This is a genomic window from Streptomyces sp. NPDC018964, assembly GCF_044390325.1.
GTDB lineage: Bacteria > Actinomycetota > Actinomycetes > Streptomycetales > Streptomycetaceae > Streptomyces.
In genome coordinates this window covers 46,292-59,783 of the sequence record NZ_JBIRYZ010000025.1, presented here as the reverse complement: position 1 = coordinate 59,783, position 13,492 = coordinate 46,292, and the positions used below count along the sequence as shown (strand labels likewise).

12 protein-coding genes are annotated in these 13,492 nt (G+C 72.0%); 7 read left to right on the top strand and 5 right to left on the bottom strand.

Annotated elements, in window-relative coordinates:
• Window positions 1–164 precede the first annotated feature (164 nt).
• Window positions 165–3,296: a sacsin N-terminal ATP-binding-like domain-containing protein gene (locus ACH5AO_RS30615; RefSeq protein ID WP_398930280.1), complete on the bottom strand. Its 3,132-nt coding sequence runs from the start codon at window positions 3,294–3,296 to the stop codon at window positions 165–167.
• Between the two features lie 97 nt (window positions 3,297–3,393).
• Here ACH5AO_RS30615 and ACH5AO_RS30610 point away from each other — a divergent pair, with 97 nt between their 5' ends.
• Both ACH5AO_RS30610 and ACH5AO_RS30605 read left to right on the top strand, forming a co-directional pair.
• On the top strand, window positions 3,394–4,656 hold the full coding sequence (locus ACH5AO_RS30610; protein WP_398930279.1) for an arsenic transporter: 1,263 nt from the start codon (window positions 3,394–3,396) through the stop codon (window positions 4,654–4,656).
• A 364-nt stretch (window positions 4,657–5,020) separates the two neighbouring features.
• Window positions 5,021–5,623, top strand: a complete 603-nt coding sequence (locus ACH5AO_RS30605) for a M23 family metallopeptidase (protein WP_398930277.1) — start codon at window positions 5,021–5,023, stop codon at window positions 5,621–5,623.
• Window positions 5,624–5,698: 75 nt separating this feature from the next.
• Here the strand turns inward: ACH5AO_RS30605 and ACH5AO_RS30600 are convergent, their stop codons facing one another.
• The 3 genes from ACH5AO_RS30600 to ACH5AO_RS30590 are packed head-to-tail and all read right to left on the bottom strand — an operon-like array spanning window position 5,699 to window position 6,989.
• Window positions 5,699–5,908 (bottom strand): DUF397 domain-containing protein, encoded by a 210-nt coding sequence (locus tag ACH5AO_RS30600; protein WP_398930275.1) that lies wholly within the window; start codon window positions 5,906–5,908, stop codon window positions 5,699–5,701.
• A complete protein-coding gene (locus ACH5AO_RS30595) occupies window positions 5,905–6,111 on the bottom strand; it encodes a DUF397 domain-containing protein (RefSeq protein ID WP_398930386.1) in 207 nt (68 codons plus the stop codon). Before ACH5AO_RS30595 ends, ACH5AO_RS30600 begins: the two co-directional genes overlap by 4 nt.
• The gene (locus ACH5AO_RS30590) at window positions 6,111–6,989 is read right to left on the bottom strand and encodes a helix-turn-helix transcriptional regulator (RefSeq protein WP_398930273.1); all 879 of its coding nucleotides are present in this window, start codon (window positions 6,987–6,989) and stop codon (window positions 6,111–6,113) included. Before ACH5AO_RS30590 ends, ACH5AO_RS30595 begins: the two co-directional genes overlap by 1 nt.
• 159 nt (window positions 6,990–7,148) lie before the next feature.
• Between ACH5AO_RS30590 and ACH5AO_RS30585 the strand changes: the two genes are divergently transcribed.
• The 4 genes from ACH5AO_RS30585 to ACH5AO_RS30570 all read left to right on the top strand — a co-directional run bounded on the left by ACH5AO_RS30585 (window position 7,149) and on the right by ACH5AO_RS30570 (window position 10,705).
• On the top strand, window positions 7,149–7,610 hold the full coding sequence (locus tag ACH5AO_RS30585) for an ATP-binding protein (RefSeq protein ID WP_398930271.1): 462 nt from the start codon (window positions 7,149–7,151) through the stop codon (window positions 7,608–7,610).
• 438 nt (window positions 7,611–8,048) lie between these two features.
• Window positions 8,049–9,104 (top strand): helix-turn-helix domain-containing protein, encoded by a 1,056-nt coding sequence (locus ACH5AO_RS30580; protein WP_398930269.1) that lies wholly within the window; start codon window positions 8,049–8,051, stop codon window positions 9,102–9,104.
• Window positions 9,105–9,120: 16 nt separating this feature from the next.
• Entirely contained in the window at window positions 9,121–10,137 is a 1,017-nt protein-coding gene (locus tag ACH5AO_RS30575) for a hypothetical protein (protein WP_398930267.1), read from the top strand.
• Window positions 10,138–10,273: 136 nt separating this feature from the next.
• Window positions 10,274–10,705: a DUF4440 domain-containing protein gene (locus ACH5AO_RS30570; RefSeq protein WP_398930265.1), complete on the top strand. Its 432-nt coding sequence runs from the start codon at window positions 10,274–10,276 to the stop codon at window positions 10,703–10,705.
• Between the two features lie 4 nt (window positions 10,706–10,709).
• Here ACH5AO_RS30570 and ACH5AO_RS30565 read toward each other — a convergent pair whose 3' ends face one another.
• Window positions 10,710–11,636 carry a DUF3027 domain-containing protein gene (locus ACH5AO_RS30565; protein ID WP_398930263.1) on the bottom strand — a complete coding sequence of 309 codons (927 nt, stop codon included), beginning with the start codon at window positions 11,634–11,636 and terminating at the stop codon, window positions 10,710–10,712.
• 343 nt (window positions 11,637–11,979) lie between these two features.
• Here ACH5AO_RS30565 and ACH5AO_RS30560 point away from each other — a divergent pair, with 343 nt between their 5' ends.
• Window positions 11,980–13,413: an MFS transporter gene (locus tag ACH5AO_RS30560; protein WP_398930261.1), complete on the top strand. Its 1,434-nt coding sequence runs from the start codon at window positions 11,980–11,982 to the stop codon at window positions 13,411–13,413.
• The last annotated feature ends 79 nt before the right edge of the window (window positions 13,414–13,492 follow it).

Genomic DNA, 13,492 nt, shown 5'->3' with positions numbered 1-13,492 from the left:
TCCCCACGTTGGAGAAGGGGGGCCCCGACGCTGGTCGTTTCGTACGGCTCGTCGTCGGCCGGGGCCCCGAATGATCGTGGAGTCTGTTGACTCGCATGATCAGATGCACCACTCGGTCATATGGTTGTACGAGAAGTGAAAGATTCGTGCGGGAGTTTCCGGGCTCAGTCGAACCAGCGGTCCCGCGCCAGCTCCTCCGTCCGCGACGGGTCCTCCAGCAGCGCCGCCACCTCGAAGCGCCGGGGCCACTGGCCCGCCGCCCAGGCGAGGCCCGCGGCCACGCCCTCCAGGGTCGCGGCGTGCAGGACGCCGTCGTCCGTCAGCCGCCAGTCGATCTCCACGCCGTCGACGACGAGTTCCTCGTGCTCGACGTACGACGCCGGGGTGCCCGGCCCCAGCAGCACCCGCACCGCGTCCGGTACGTCGTGCTCCGTGCCCTCGGAGTCCACCCCGCCGGTGACGGACTCGCTCAGCCGCCGCACCTGGAACAGCTCGGCCAGTTCGGCGGCCCGCGCCGGCCGCACCGGCAGCAGCGGCACACCGGACGTGAACGGCAGCAGGTCGGGCGAGTCGACGACCACCGCGTCGGCGGCGTCCACCACCTCGACCCGGCCGTCGACCACGGCCCGCAGCTCGTCCGGCAGGGTCACCTGCTCGGGGTCCAGCTCGGCCAGCGCGCCGTACAGGGCGTGCAGCTGCGCGGCCGTGACCGGGCGGTCGGGGTCGGCGAGGCGGTCCAGCAGTTCCGCCGCGCCGCCGGGCTCGTCGAGGAGGGCGGCCACCGAGGTCCGTACGCCCAGGGCCCGCAGCACCTGCTCGTCCTCGAACCCGGTCGCGTCGGCCTCGTCGTACAGGCCCCGCAGCAGCGGGTCACCGCCGGCCGCGCGCAGGCCGGCGGGACGGCGACCGCCGATCACCGGGTGCCCGCGCAGCCACCAGGCGGTGTACGGCCGCACGGTTTCGTGGGTGCCGTCGTGCAGCAGGATCCGCACCGGCTGGACGAGCGCGTCGCGCAGCGGAGGCCGCGACAGCAGGGCGAGGGCCTGCGGCCAGCGGTCGTCGTCCACGAGGTCGAGGTCGCGCACGGCGACGATCTCGGTGGCGACGGGCGGGACGGGGCTGTCCGGGAAGCGGTCGAGGACGTCCTCGCTCCACACGTCCACGGCGTCGAGCAGGCCGGCGTCGTCGGGCTCGGCGAAGTCCCCTTCGCGCGGCTCCAGTTCGTCGGGGTCGAGGACGACGTCGGTGGCGCGGATCAGTGCGAAGTCGACCAGCACCCCGCAGGCGGCGAGCGGCTGTTCGCCCCACCGCTCGGCCAGTTCGCCGTCCACGGCGGCGAGTTCGCCCTCGCGCATGACCTGGGCGAACGGACCGCCGGGGAAGACCAGTTCACAGGCCGGGGAGAGTTCGCCGTCCTCGTCGGGGAGGGCGAGGGCGCCCAGCCAGGGCTCGTCGCCGGGTTCGAGGTCGGCGTCGCGCACGAGGCCCAGTACGGTGTCGGCGAGTTCCTCGGCGTCCGGGGCGTCCTCCTCCCAGTTCACCGGGCCCTCGTCGTCGAGCGAGGCGGCGACGGCGGCCCGCACCTGCGGGGTGGTGAGGACGGCGCGCGGGGTGGCGGGGAGCGCGCCGAGCTTCTCCAGGAGGGGGTGGGCGGCGTCCGGGTGGGCGACCTTGAGGCCGAGCCGGGCCAGCACCTCGGGGTCGATCCGGGCGGCCTCCGCGCCGGGCAGCAGCACCTGGCGGGGGCCGATCGTCGTCCTGCCGTCGGCCAGCGGCACCGGCAGCCCGGAGAGCCGGTCCGGGTCGACCCCGGCGAGGCTGTCGTACAGCCGCCGCCACCAGTCGGGGGACTTCTCCAGGCCGGCCAGCCGGTCGACCGCGTCGGTGAGCGGGACGCGGGCCACGCCCAGCGTGCGCAGCTCCGCGCGGCGTTCGAGGCCGGCGGGCAGCAGGGTGGGGAGGACTTCGGCCAGCACCCGTACGGTGTCGGCGCCCGCGCCTTCGACGACCTCGGCGTCCCGGGGCCGCAGCGACTCCGGCAGGTCGGATTCGCCGTCCTGTCCGCGCGGCCCGGCGGCCGGCGGGAGGAAGGACGTGCGGGGCAGCCGTTCGAGGACCGCCCGGCGCAGGGCGCCGTCCAGTTCGCCCTTGCCGAGCGGGCCCGGCACCAGGTCGATGATCCCGGCGGTCACCGGGCGCCAGTCGGCGAGGAGCCCGGCGTAGGCGTCGGCGGCGCGCTGCACGAGGAAGTCGGTGAGCGGGCCGGGGGCGGCGTGCCGGCGGGTGGAGTCCAGCGGGAAGGAGGCGATGAGCAGCGCGGGCACGCCGAGCGGCTCGTCGCTGGGTGTGGGCGCGTGCACGACGGCGCTGGTGCGGGGCCGGGCGGGGCTCCCGTCGGGGTCCACGGGGACGGCCCAGGTGACCGACCAGTGGGGGCGCAGCCGCTCCTCGACGGGCCGGTCGGCGAGCAGCTCGGGGGTGAGCGGGCCGTGCGCGAGGGCGGTGCGCCAGCGGGTGGTCCCCTCGCGGGTGTCCTCGACGACGACGAGTCCGTCCTCGTCGCGGCGGCTGACGGTACGGGGTTCCCCGTCCCCGATCTCGACGACCACCTCCTCCAGGCCGGGCAGGGCGAGCAGCAGGGCGTCGTCGACGGCGTGCAGCAGCCGCTCGGCGAGGTCGGTGGCGGCGGTGTCGCGCAGCGGGAGGATGACGGCCGTGTCGTACGGGCCGGGCGCGGTGCCCTCGGCGGCGAACGGGAGCCGGAGCAGGGGCACGTGCCCGTCACGCCGCCGGATCTCGTCCCCCAGGCCGGGGCTGTGCCGGGCGGTGTCCCCCGCGAGTTCCCGCGCCTCGGCCAGCGACCAGCGGACCCCGCCGTGCCGTCCGACGACGGCGGGTTCGTCGGTGACGGCGAGGACGGCGGCGAAGCCGACGCCGAACCGGCCCACGGACCGGTCCGGGGCGTCCCGTTTGGCGGAGGCGCGCAGCGTGGACAGCGACTCGACACCGGCCGCGTCCAGCGGGGCCCCGGTGTTGGCGGCGACGAGGACCCCGTCGCGCAGGGTGAGCCGCAGCCTTCCCGGCACGCCGGCCCGGGCGGCGGCGTCGGCGGCGTTCTGGGCGAGTTCGACGACGAGGCGGTCCCGGTAGCCGCCGAGGACGAGGTCCTCCTCGGCGTTGGCGTCCTCACGGAAGCGGGCGGGGCTGGTGACCCAGGCGTCCAGGACCCCGCGCCGCAGGCGCGCCGTACCGAACGGGTCGGCGCCCTCGGCGGCGGGCCGCACGAACTTGCTCACGTTGACTCTCCTCATCGGCCCGGATCGGCGTGAGGTCGAAGGTACCGCCCCGCGACATCCCGGGGACGCGGTGTCCGCGTCCCGTCGCCCCCTGTGGATGATCGGGACCGTGCTGCTCGAATCGTTGTCCGTCACCGCGCTGGCCGTGGTGCTGGTGTGTGCCGTCGTCCGTCCCTTCCGCTGGCCGGAGGCCGCGTTCGCGGTGCCCGCGGCCGGTGTCGTGATCGCGACCGGTGCGATCCCCCTGGCGGCGGTGCGGGAGGAGGCCGTCCGGCTCGGGCCGGTGATCGGTTTCCTCGCCGCCGTACTGGTGCTCGCCAGGCTCTGCGCCGACGAGGGTCTCTTCCACGCCTGCGGGACCTGGATGGCCCACTGGTCCCGCCACCGGCCGCGCAGGCTGCTGGGCGCGGTCTTCGCCCTCGCCTCGCTGATCACGGCCGTGCTCAGTCTGGACGCCACCGTGGTGCTGCTGACGCCGGTGGTGTTCGCCACCGCCACCCGCATGGGCGCCCGGCCCGCCCCCCACGTCTACGCCGGCGCCCACCTGTCGAACACGGCGTCCCTGCTGCTGCCGGTGTCGAACCTGACGAACCTGCTCGCGTTCACCGCCACGGGGCTGAGCTTCACCCGCTTCGCGTTGTTGATGACCCTGCCGTGGCTGGCGGCGATCGCCGTGGAGTACGCCGTCTTCCGCCGCTTCTTCGCCGCCGACCTGGACGCGGCGCCCACCGCGCCGGAGGTGCCGGAGGAGCCGGCGAGGCCGCCGCTGTTCGCCCTGGTGACGGTGGCCGCCACGCTCGCCGGGTTCGCGGTGGCGTCCGCGCTCGGCATCGACCCGGTGTGGGCGGCGGCGGCCGGCGCGACCGTGCTGGCGGTACGCGCCCTGGCCCGCCGCCGCACCACCCCGGTCGCGGTCCTCCGCTCGGCCGACCTGCCGTTCCTCGCGTTCGTCCTGGCCCTCGGCGTGGTCGTGCGGGCGGTCCTGGACCACGGTCTGGGCGACGCGCTCGGCGCGGTCCTCCCCGACGGCACGTCACTGCCGGCCCTGCTGGCCGTGGCGGGCGTGGCCGCGCTGCTCGCCAACCTGATCAACAACCTGCCGGCGGTCCTCGCCCTCGTCCCCCTGGCCGCGCCGTCCGGCCCCGGCGCGGTCCTCGCGGTCCTGCTGGGCGTCAACATCGGCCCGAACCTCACCTACGCGGGTTCCCTGGCCACCCTCCTGTGGCGCCGCATCGCCCACCACCACGCCCACGAGGTCAGCCTCAAGCGCTTCACGCTGCTGGGCCTGGCCACCGTCCCGGCGGCGCTGGTGGCGTCGACGGTGGCGCTGTGGGTGTCGCTGGAGGTGCTGGGCGGGTGATCCCGGACGGATATCTCGGACGGAGATCCCGGAGACCCACGCCACATTCACGCGGGCCCCGGATCAGGCTCCGGGTGACAAGCGGCACAGGCGCTCCGTCCGGTACTACCCGGGATAGTGGGAAAATGGTTGAATCCAAAAGGGACATTTAGGACTCAAGGTCGATCGATCGGCTTGAAATGGGGGGTTTCACCCCGTCCGGGCCCATCGGTCAAGAGACGTGCGTCTCACGCCTGAAGTACGGCCTTTCGTCGTAGGTCACACCTTTGCGGCTTCTGTCCGGTTCCGGTTACCAAGGAACAGCCAGCGCGGCACGGACCCGTTCCGCCGATGGCTTCCCTGTCCCCTCACCCATGAGGTCTCCATGCTCCAGCGCGTCACGTCCCGTCTCCCCCGTACGTCCCTGAACCAGACCCGCGCCGCCGTCCTGGCCGCCGGTATGGGCGCCACGGTCGTCCTGGGAGTCGGGGCCGCGGTCGCCGCCGAGAACACGGCCGCGCCCGGCGCCGCCACCACCGCCCAGGCGCAGGCCGCCGCGAAGTCGACGGCTTCCTGGGTCTCCCCGGTCAAGAGCTACCAGCTGTCCGCGAGCTTCGCCCAGAACGGCGGCATGTGGGCGCACAAGCACAGCGGCCAGGACTACGCCGTCCCCACCGGCACCACCGTGATGGCCGCGCACGGCGGCACCGTCGTCAAGGCCGGTCCCAACGGCGCCGGCGACGGCCCCGCCTACGGCAACGCGATCGTCGTCAAGCACGGCAACGGCACGTACTCCCAGTACGCCCACCTGTCGCAGGTCAACGTGAAGATCGGCCAGATCGTCAAGACCGGCCAGAAGATCGCCCTGTCCGGCAACACCGGCAACTCCAGCGGACCCCACCTGCACTTCGAGATCCGCACCACCCCGAACTACGGCTCCGCCGTCGACCCGGCGAAGTTCCTGCGCGCCAACGGCGTGACGGTCTGACCCACCGCGCACCCGGCACCACCCGAGCGACCCCGAGAACGGCCTTGTTCCTGTTCTCGGGGTCGCTTTCGGCGATCAGTCCCCGGACGCGTACGGGACGAAACGCGCCCACGCGTCCAGGGCGAAGGCGAGACGGGGACCCATGAGGTTCTTGGAGTCGCGGACGTGGACGGCGCCAGGAGTGAGAGCCAGCTCGACGCACGACTCACCGTTAGTGCCACTGCTGTAACTGCTCTTGAACCACGCCAGGTCGGAGGCGTCCCTGGTGGATACCTTGCGGTTCATGAGCCCGAAGCGAACGCCACGAAACGCACCCAAGCCTCCGGACCAAGAGCAAGCCTCGGACCCTCAAGGGCCTTGGAGTCACGAACGTGGACAACGCCAGGAGTCAGAGCCAACTCCACGCACGACTCACCGTCGGTACCGCCGCTGTAACTGCTCTTGAACCACACCAGATCGGAGGCGTTCCCAGTGGAGGCATTGCGCATCATGTCTCTCCCAGCAGTTTCTCGATGAAGGTCAACGACTCCCTTGGCGGGAGGGCCTGCGCCCGGACGGTGCCGTACCGCAACTCAAGGACGCGGAGCTGCCTCGGGTCAGAGACAGGACGCCCATTGAACTTACCGTCGGAGCGCCCCACTGCCGTACCGTCCGGGAACTTCAGCAACTCGATTCGGCCGTCCAGTCCTGGGTGCGGCTCGGTGTTCGTCGGCATTACCTGAAGCCAGACATTGTTCAACCGTCCCACCTCCAACAGGCGTTCGAGTTGCTGCCGCCAGACCATTGTGCCTCCAACCTGCCGGTGCAGCGGCGCCTCTTCCAGCACGAAGTGAACCGACGGTGCCGGGTCTCGCTGAAAAACCGATTGCCGAGCCAGGCGAGCGGCAACCATGCGCTCCACGTCGTCCGGCGAGTAGGGCGGTTGCGCCGCCCCGATCACGGCCCGCGCGTGATCAGGTGTCTGCAACAACCCTGGGATGATGTTGCACTCGTACACCCCGATCTCGACCGCCTTGTCCTCCAACTTTCCCAATGCGCGAACGGTCTTCGGATACCGGACCTTCTTCACGTCCTCCCAGGCCGCCGCGATGAGGCCGCCCGCGTTCAGGACCTCGTCCGCCTTGTCCAGGAACTCCTGCCGAGGGATCCGCTTGCCGCCCTCGATCTTGTAGACCATGTCCTCGCCGTACCCGACGATCCGGCCGAACTCGGCGGCCCGCATCCCCGCCGCCTCGCGGCGCAGTTTCAACTGGCGTCCGACGGTCGTGATGACCGCGACGCCCCACTCGTCGTCCGGGTCGACCTCCCAACCCGGTTCGTCCGCCTCTTCCTTGAGTCGGCCCGATTCCGCCTCGACCGCCGTCATACCGCGCCTCTCCCTCGTCGTGGTCCGTGACGCACCCGGCGTCCTGCCCGTATCAACCGTCGGAACAGCCACGACAGCACCGGACAACCACCGGACAGTGACCGTACGCATGCACTGAGTCACCACCCAAGGTATGCGGATCCGGCCATGTTGGGTGATGTGAATCAGCAAACCGCCGAACCCACCGCCTCCGTCCGCAACTTCAGCGTGCTGCTCTCCCCCACCCCACGCGGCGCTCACCAAGCCCGGCTGCTGGGAGCAGGCCAACTGCGCTCCTGGGGACTGCCCGTGGACCCGGCCCGCCAGGTCATCGCGGAGCTGGCCGTCAACGCGGCGACCCATGGTCGCGTCGCGGGACGGGACTTCCGGCTCACGCTCTACGTCGTCGCCGACATCCTCCGCATCGAGGTCACCGACACACGCGGCGAACGCCTCCCCGACCCGCAACCGGCCTCCCCCGACGCCGAGTCCGGCCGGGGCCTGCTGCTGGTCGAAGCGCTCGCCGATCGCTGGGGCGTGACCGAGGGCCGCTTCCCGCGCAAGACCGTCTGGGCCGAACTGCGCCTCGTCCCACCGGAACCGTCGGCGTCCCGCGCCCCGATGCGGGAGCCGGGAAGCTGACGCCGGCCCGCCCCTGGACACAACGCATTCCGCACTATGTGAACACTTCGGCCGCCATTGTCCACGCGCCGCTCATTCGAGCGCCCAAGTGTCACTCGGCCACCCACTGCTCACGGTTTTCAGCACGGCACCCACCTGTCGGCCACCGTGCGGGCTCGATCCACCCTTTACGGCGCCGGAACCCGATTTCTCGTGCTCCGGTGCCGTCGGCGCCTTCCCCAAGGAAGAACTCGGGGGGGAAAGCACCCCACCAAGCCCCACCCTTTCCCGCCCGAGGCGTGTCGTCACTCGGGTGGGTGAACATCACCGGTTCAGCTGGATTTCCGGGCCCCAAGCTCCCTTACGCTCAGCGCACACCACCCGAAAAAGACTTCGGCCCCCGCCGGGACTGGCATCCCGCTGCGAGGGCCTGACCACCAAGGAAGAAGTCGCTTCCCGATGGATACCCAAAACACTAGCGCGCCCCCGCGCGCCCGGTCAGCCCCCGCCGGCAATCCGACCCGATCGCGTCACCACACCGGCGGCGTCATCCACGACAACACCCGCCACACCGAACGCTTCGTGGTGATCGGCAACCACCTCACCCAGCACCCCGAGCTGTCCCTGGTCGCCATCGGCCTCGCCTGCCACATCCAGTCGCTGCCCACCGGCACCCCCGTGGACATCAAGAGCCTCGCCGCCCGCTTCAAAGAGGGCACCAAGCGCATCGCCGACGCCCTGCGCGAACTGGAGACCCACGGCTACCTCCGCCGCGAACGCGTCCGCACCCCCACCGGCCACATCATCACCCGCACCACCTCCTGCAACCAGCCCCACCACCGACGCGAACCGGCCCCCACCGACCGCCCCAGCCCCGCCCGCCCCGGGAACGCACGCCCCAGCCCCGTCCGCCAGCCGGGCCCGGTCGGCCGCGCACACCGGGACCTCGCGCTCGGCGCCGCCCGGCGGCGTCCAGACGGCGTCGGCGACCGAGGGGCCGTGGCGCGGGTCGAAGAAGCAGGGCGGGCAGCGCTCCGGCAGCGGGCGCCCCACCCCCACCCGACCAAGGAACACACGCCCCAGCCCCACCCTCGCAAAACCCTCCCCGCCGTCCCCCAGCCCAGCTGCACCGCCCCGGCCCTCCTCCAGCAGGCCACCGACCTCCTCACCGGCCTGCGCAGCCGCGACCCCCGCCTCCTGCTCTCCGCCACCGACACCGCCCACCTCGCCCCTGGAGTCGCTGCCTGGCTGGAACGCGAGGTCACCCCCACCTCCGTACGCCACGCCCTCACCGACGGCCTCCCCGACGAACATCTCCACCGCCCCGCCGCCCTCCTCGCCCACCGCCTCACCGCCCGACTCCCACCCCCACCCCCGTTCCGCGCACCGGCCACTCCGCCACCGCCTCGTCACCAGTTGCGCAACTGCGACGGCTGCGACCGCGCCTTCCGCGTCCCCGAAACCGCGACCGAAACCCACTGCCGCAGCTGCCGGTCAGTCACCCTTCACCCGTAACACCGCAAGGAGCCCCATGGTCAGCCCGCCCCACGAGGCGATGCACCGGATCTTCCAGCACGATCCCGGACTCTTCAGCCGCGTCTCACGCTTCCTCGGGGTGGACATTCCGACCCCGGTGAAAGCGACAGCCTTACCGACGGACCTCACAGAGGCGGATCCCGTCGAACGCCGGGTGGACACACTGCTGCGGTTCGAGACCGTGGAACAGGGCCCGTTCCTCCTGGCCATCGAGGCCCAGGGCAGGAAGCACCCGGACAAGCCGGCGAGCTGGGCGTACTACACCGCGTACCTGTGGTCGAAGTACCGGTTGCCCACGGCCCTTCTGGTCGTCTGCCAGGATCACGCCACGGCCGAATGGGCCCAACGGGCGGTCAGCAGCGGACCGCCCCAACTGCCCACCCTCACCGTGCGCCCCGTGGTCGTCGGCCCGCACAACATGCCGGTGATCACAACCCCGGAGGAGGCCCGCGCCGACCTGGTCCTGGCCAGTCTGGCGGCCATCACACACGCCGCCGAACCGGTCGTCGATGCGATACTGAAGGCCCTGTCCACCGCGTTGCGGGACGTGCCCGAAGACATCGCGAGTCCCCTGATCGAATTCACCGCACAGGGCCTGGGCAAGAACCCGGCCAAGCACCTCTGGAGGAACCTGGTGGCCGTGGACCTCTCCTTCTACAAGTCCTACCTCGCCGAAGAAGTCCGCGAAGAAGTCCGGCAAAAACTTCAGCGGGAAGTCCGAGAAGAAGTCCGGCAAAAGCTTCAGCAGGAAGTCCGCGAAGAAGTTCGACAAAAGCTTCAGCAGGAAGTCCAAGAAGAAGTCCGGCAAAAAGTTCAGCGGGAAGTCCGAGAAGAAGCCCGCGCCAAGGGCCGTGCCGAGGACATCCTGTTCGTCCTGGAACAGCGCGGCCTCGACGTCTCCGACGACGTCCGCAGCCGCATCACGGACTGCACCGACCCCGACCTCCTCCGCCACTGGCTCGCCCGCGCCGTCACCGCCCCGAAGGCCGAAGAGATCTTCGAGGACCGGTAAGCACCCCGCACCCCCGATGTGATTCAGATCACATCAGGGGTGTTCGTCGATAAGGTTTGACCAGCACCCACAAGAGGCAGACACACCCTCGTCCCCCACTAGGCAAACTTGACTAGCCCTCCCCGAAGGAGCCCGTATGACCCACCTCCCCGACACCGGATACACCCCGACCCCCGAGGACCGCGCGAGCCTCGACGCATGGTTCGCCGAGTACGACGCGGCGAGCGGGAAGCGCGACGTCGAGCGCATGGCGGACCTGGCCGTGTTCCCGCTCAACCTCGTGAGTGACGACTCCGCGGGAGACGGGCGGTCGGCGCAGTGGGACCGGGACCAGTTCGTCGCGGTCATGACCCACGTGATGGGCGAGGGGGACCAGGACATCACCTTCGAGTCCACCCGGACCCCGGTGTTCCTGTCCCCCTCGATGGCCGTGGTCTTCACGGACTCGACCATGACCGCCGACGGCGAGTCCCAGCGGCTCCGCTACGCCGACATCCTGCTCAAGCGGGACGGGAAGTGGGCGTTCCAGACCATGGTCCAGGGCGGCTGGGGGGACAACCTGCGCTGACGCCCTACGAGTGCCCCAGCTCCGCCGACGAGGTGTCCTCCGTCGCCGGGACCGAGCCGGAGTCGGGGGACGGACGGAGCGGGAACGGGTCGACGCGGGTCTCGTCGATGACCGGCGGGGCCGGCTGCGGGGGCTTCGGCATGACCGCGGCCTCGGAGTGGCCGCCGCAGCCGTAGGCCAGGGAGACGACGTGGCCGTCGGCCGGGGAGAACTCGTTGGCGCACACCCCGAACGCCTGACCCAGCGAGCCCCCGATGGGAGTGAGGAAACCGCACGAGACGCACGACGCGGGAGCCGCCTGCGCCATCGGGGTCTTCGCGCCGAACGACTCCTCCCAGCGGTCGGCGGCGGTGTGCAGGCCGTAGCGGGACAGGACCCGGGCGCGGCGCATGCCGAGTTCCTCGGCGACCGCCGCGATCGTGCCGCGGGACGGGACCACCGCCAGGTGGGCCGGGGTGCCCTCCGTGACCTCGGCGTCCTCCGCCTCCACCAGGTCGGCCATCTCCCCGGACACCGCGGAGCTCGGCGGCGGCTCGTCCTCGCCGGAGTAGCCGGGCTCCAGACGCAGGTCCTCGGCCTCGGTGGGGAGGAGATCACCGGGACCCATGTCGCCGGGGCGCAGCCGCTCGCTCCACGGCACCCACTCCGGTGCGAGGACCGCGTCGGGGCCGGGCAGCAGCACCGCCTCGTCGACCGTGACGATCTTGGCGCGGGAGGCGCGGGCGACGGTGACGGCCCAGCGCCAGCCGCGGTAGCCGGGCTCGTGGCAGCCGAAGAAGTGGGTGACGACGCGGTCGCCCTCGGAGATCAGGCCCTCGTGCTCGCCCACGACCCCGGGTGCGGCGGCCTCCTCGGCTGCGGCGCGGGCGAGGTCGACGGCCTCGGCGCACAGGCGGTCGGGGGTGCGGCTTCGCGTTGTCGCTGCGCTCACAGGTATCGCTTCTCTCCTACGCCGTCTCACGAGTGCGTCACTCCCAGCGCGGGGGGCGGACGGAGCGGACAGTGGGACCGCGTCGACGTCCGCGCCGCAACGTGCTCGGGCGCGCCTCCATCCATTCTGCGGGATGGCTGAGATACGCACGCTACCTTCTCCCGTGCGCTGGGCCTACACCGACGGTTGTCACGGAGTCCCGCGCGCCGGTTTCCGGGGGACTCCCGGCTGCCTCCGGTGACGTGTCCCGGCCGGCCTCCGGCGTTCCGCCGTACAGCCGCAACCGGGCGGCGTCCACGGCGATACGGCATTACACACCGCCTTCTCGGGGCACTATGGCGTCGTGGCTACCGCGAGGACACCCCAGGGCGCCACCGGGACCGGTGGGCCGAAAGGGGTCAGGGGCAGCGGCCGACGCTTCGGGACGAGCCGGGCGGGCGGCCGTCTTCGCGCGTTCGGACGTGCCCTGCGCCTGCCGGTGACCGGGACCGCGCGGGGGATCCGCCGGGCGACCCACGCGCACGGCGCCGGGGAGTCCGGGCTCGGCAAGCTGATCGAGCTGCACGGCGTGAACGGCGCCGGCGATGTCATGATCACGGTCGCGCTGGCGTCCACGGTGTTCTTCTCGGTGCCGACCGACGAGGCGCGCGGACGGGTCGCCCTCTACCTCGCCATCACCATGGCGCCGTTCACCCTCCTCGCCCCGGTGATCGGCCCGCTCCTCGACCGCCTCCCGCACGGCCGCCGCGCCGCCATGGCCGGCGCGATGCTCGCCCGGGCGCTGCTCGCGCTGGTGCTGTCCGGCGCGGTCGTCACCGGCGGACTGGAGCTGTATCCGGCGGCGTTGGGCGTACTGGTCTCGTCGAAGGCGTACGGGGTGGTGCGGAGCGCGGTCGTGCCCCGGCTGCTGCCGCCCGCCTTCTCCCTCGTGAAGGCGAACTCCCGGGTGACGCTCGGCGGGCTGCTGGCGACCGGGATCGCCGCGCCGATCGGCGCGGGCCTGCAGCAGGTCGGGCCGCGCTGGCCGCTGTACGGGGCGTTCGTGATCTTCGTGGCCGGGATGTTCCTCTCCTTCCGGCTGCCGCCGAAGGTGGACTCCGCCAAGGGCGAGGACGTGGCGCTGCTCGCCGCCGACGAGCGGCACCTGCACGGCCCGCACCGCAAGACGGAGAAGCGCCCCGGGCTGCGTACGGTCGGCCCGGCCGTCACCCACGCGCTCGGCGCCAACGCCTCCATCCGCTGCCTCACCGGCTTCCTGATCTTCTTCCTCGCCTTCCTCCTGCGCGAGCATCCGATGACGGGTCAGAGCGCCGCGGTGTCACTGGGGATAGTGGGCGTGGCGGCGGGCGCGGGCAACGCGCTCGGTACGGCGGTCGGGGCGTCGCTGCGGTCGCGCGCCCCGGAGATCATCATCGTGACGGTGGTGGCGTGTGTCGTGAGCGCGGCGATCCTGGCCGCCGCGTTCTTCGGCGCGGTCCTGGTGGCGTGCCTCGCCGCGATCGCCGGGTTCGCGCAGGCGCTGGCCAAGCTGTCACTGGACGCGCTGATCCAGCGGGACGTGCCCGAACTGGTGCGGACGTCGGCGTTCGCGCGTTCGGAGACGCTGCTGCAGATGTCGTGGGTGCTGGGCGGTGCGATCGGCATCGTGATGCCGCTGATCGGCGCGCTGGGGCTGGCGGTGGGCGCGACGATCGTCGCCGCGGGCTGGCTGACCACGGTCCGCGGGCTGATCCGTTCGGCCCGGCAGGGGAACGCGGGGCGGGCGCGGGTGGCGTAACGGCGCGGCCACGCCGTACCCCCACGTGGGGAGAGGGACACGCGCGCCCGATAGCCTTCGCCCATGACCACGTTGCAAT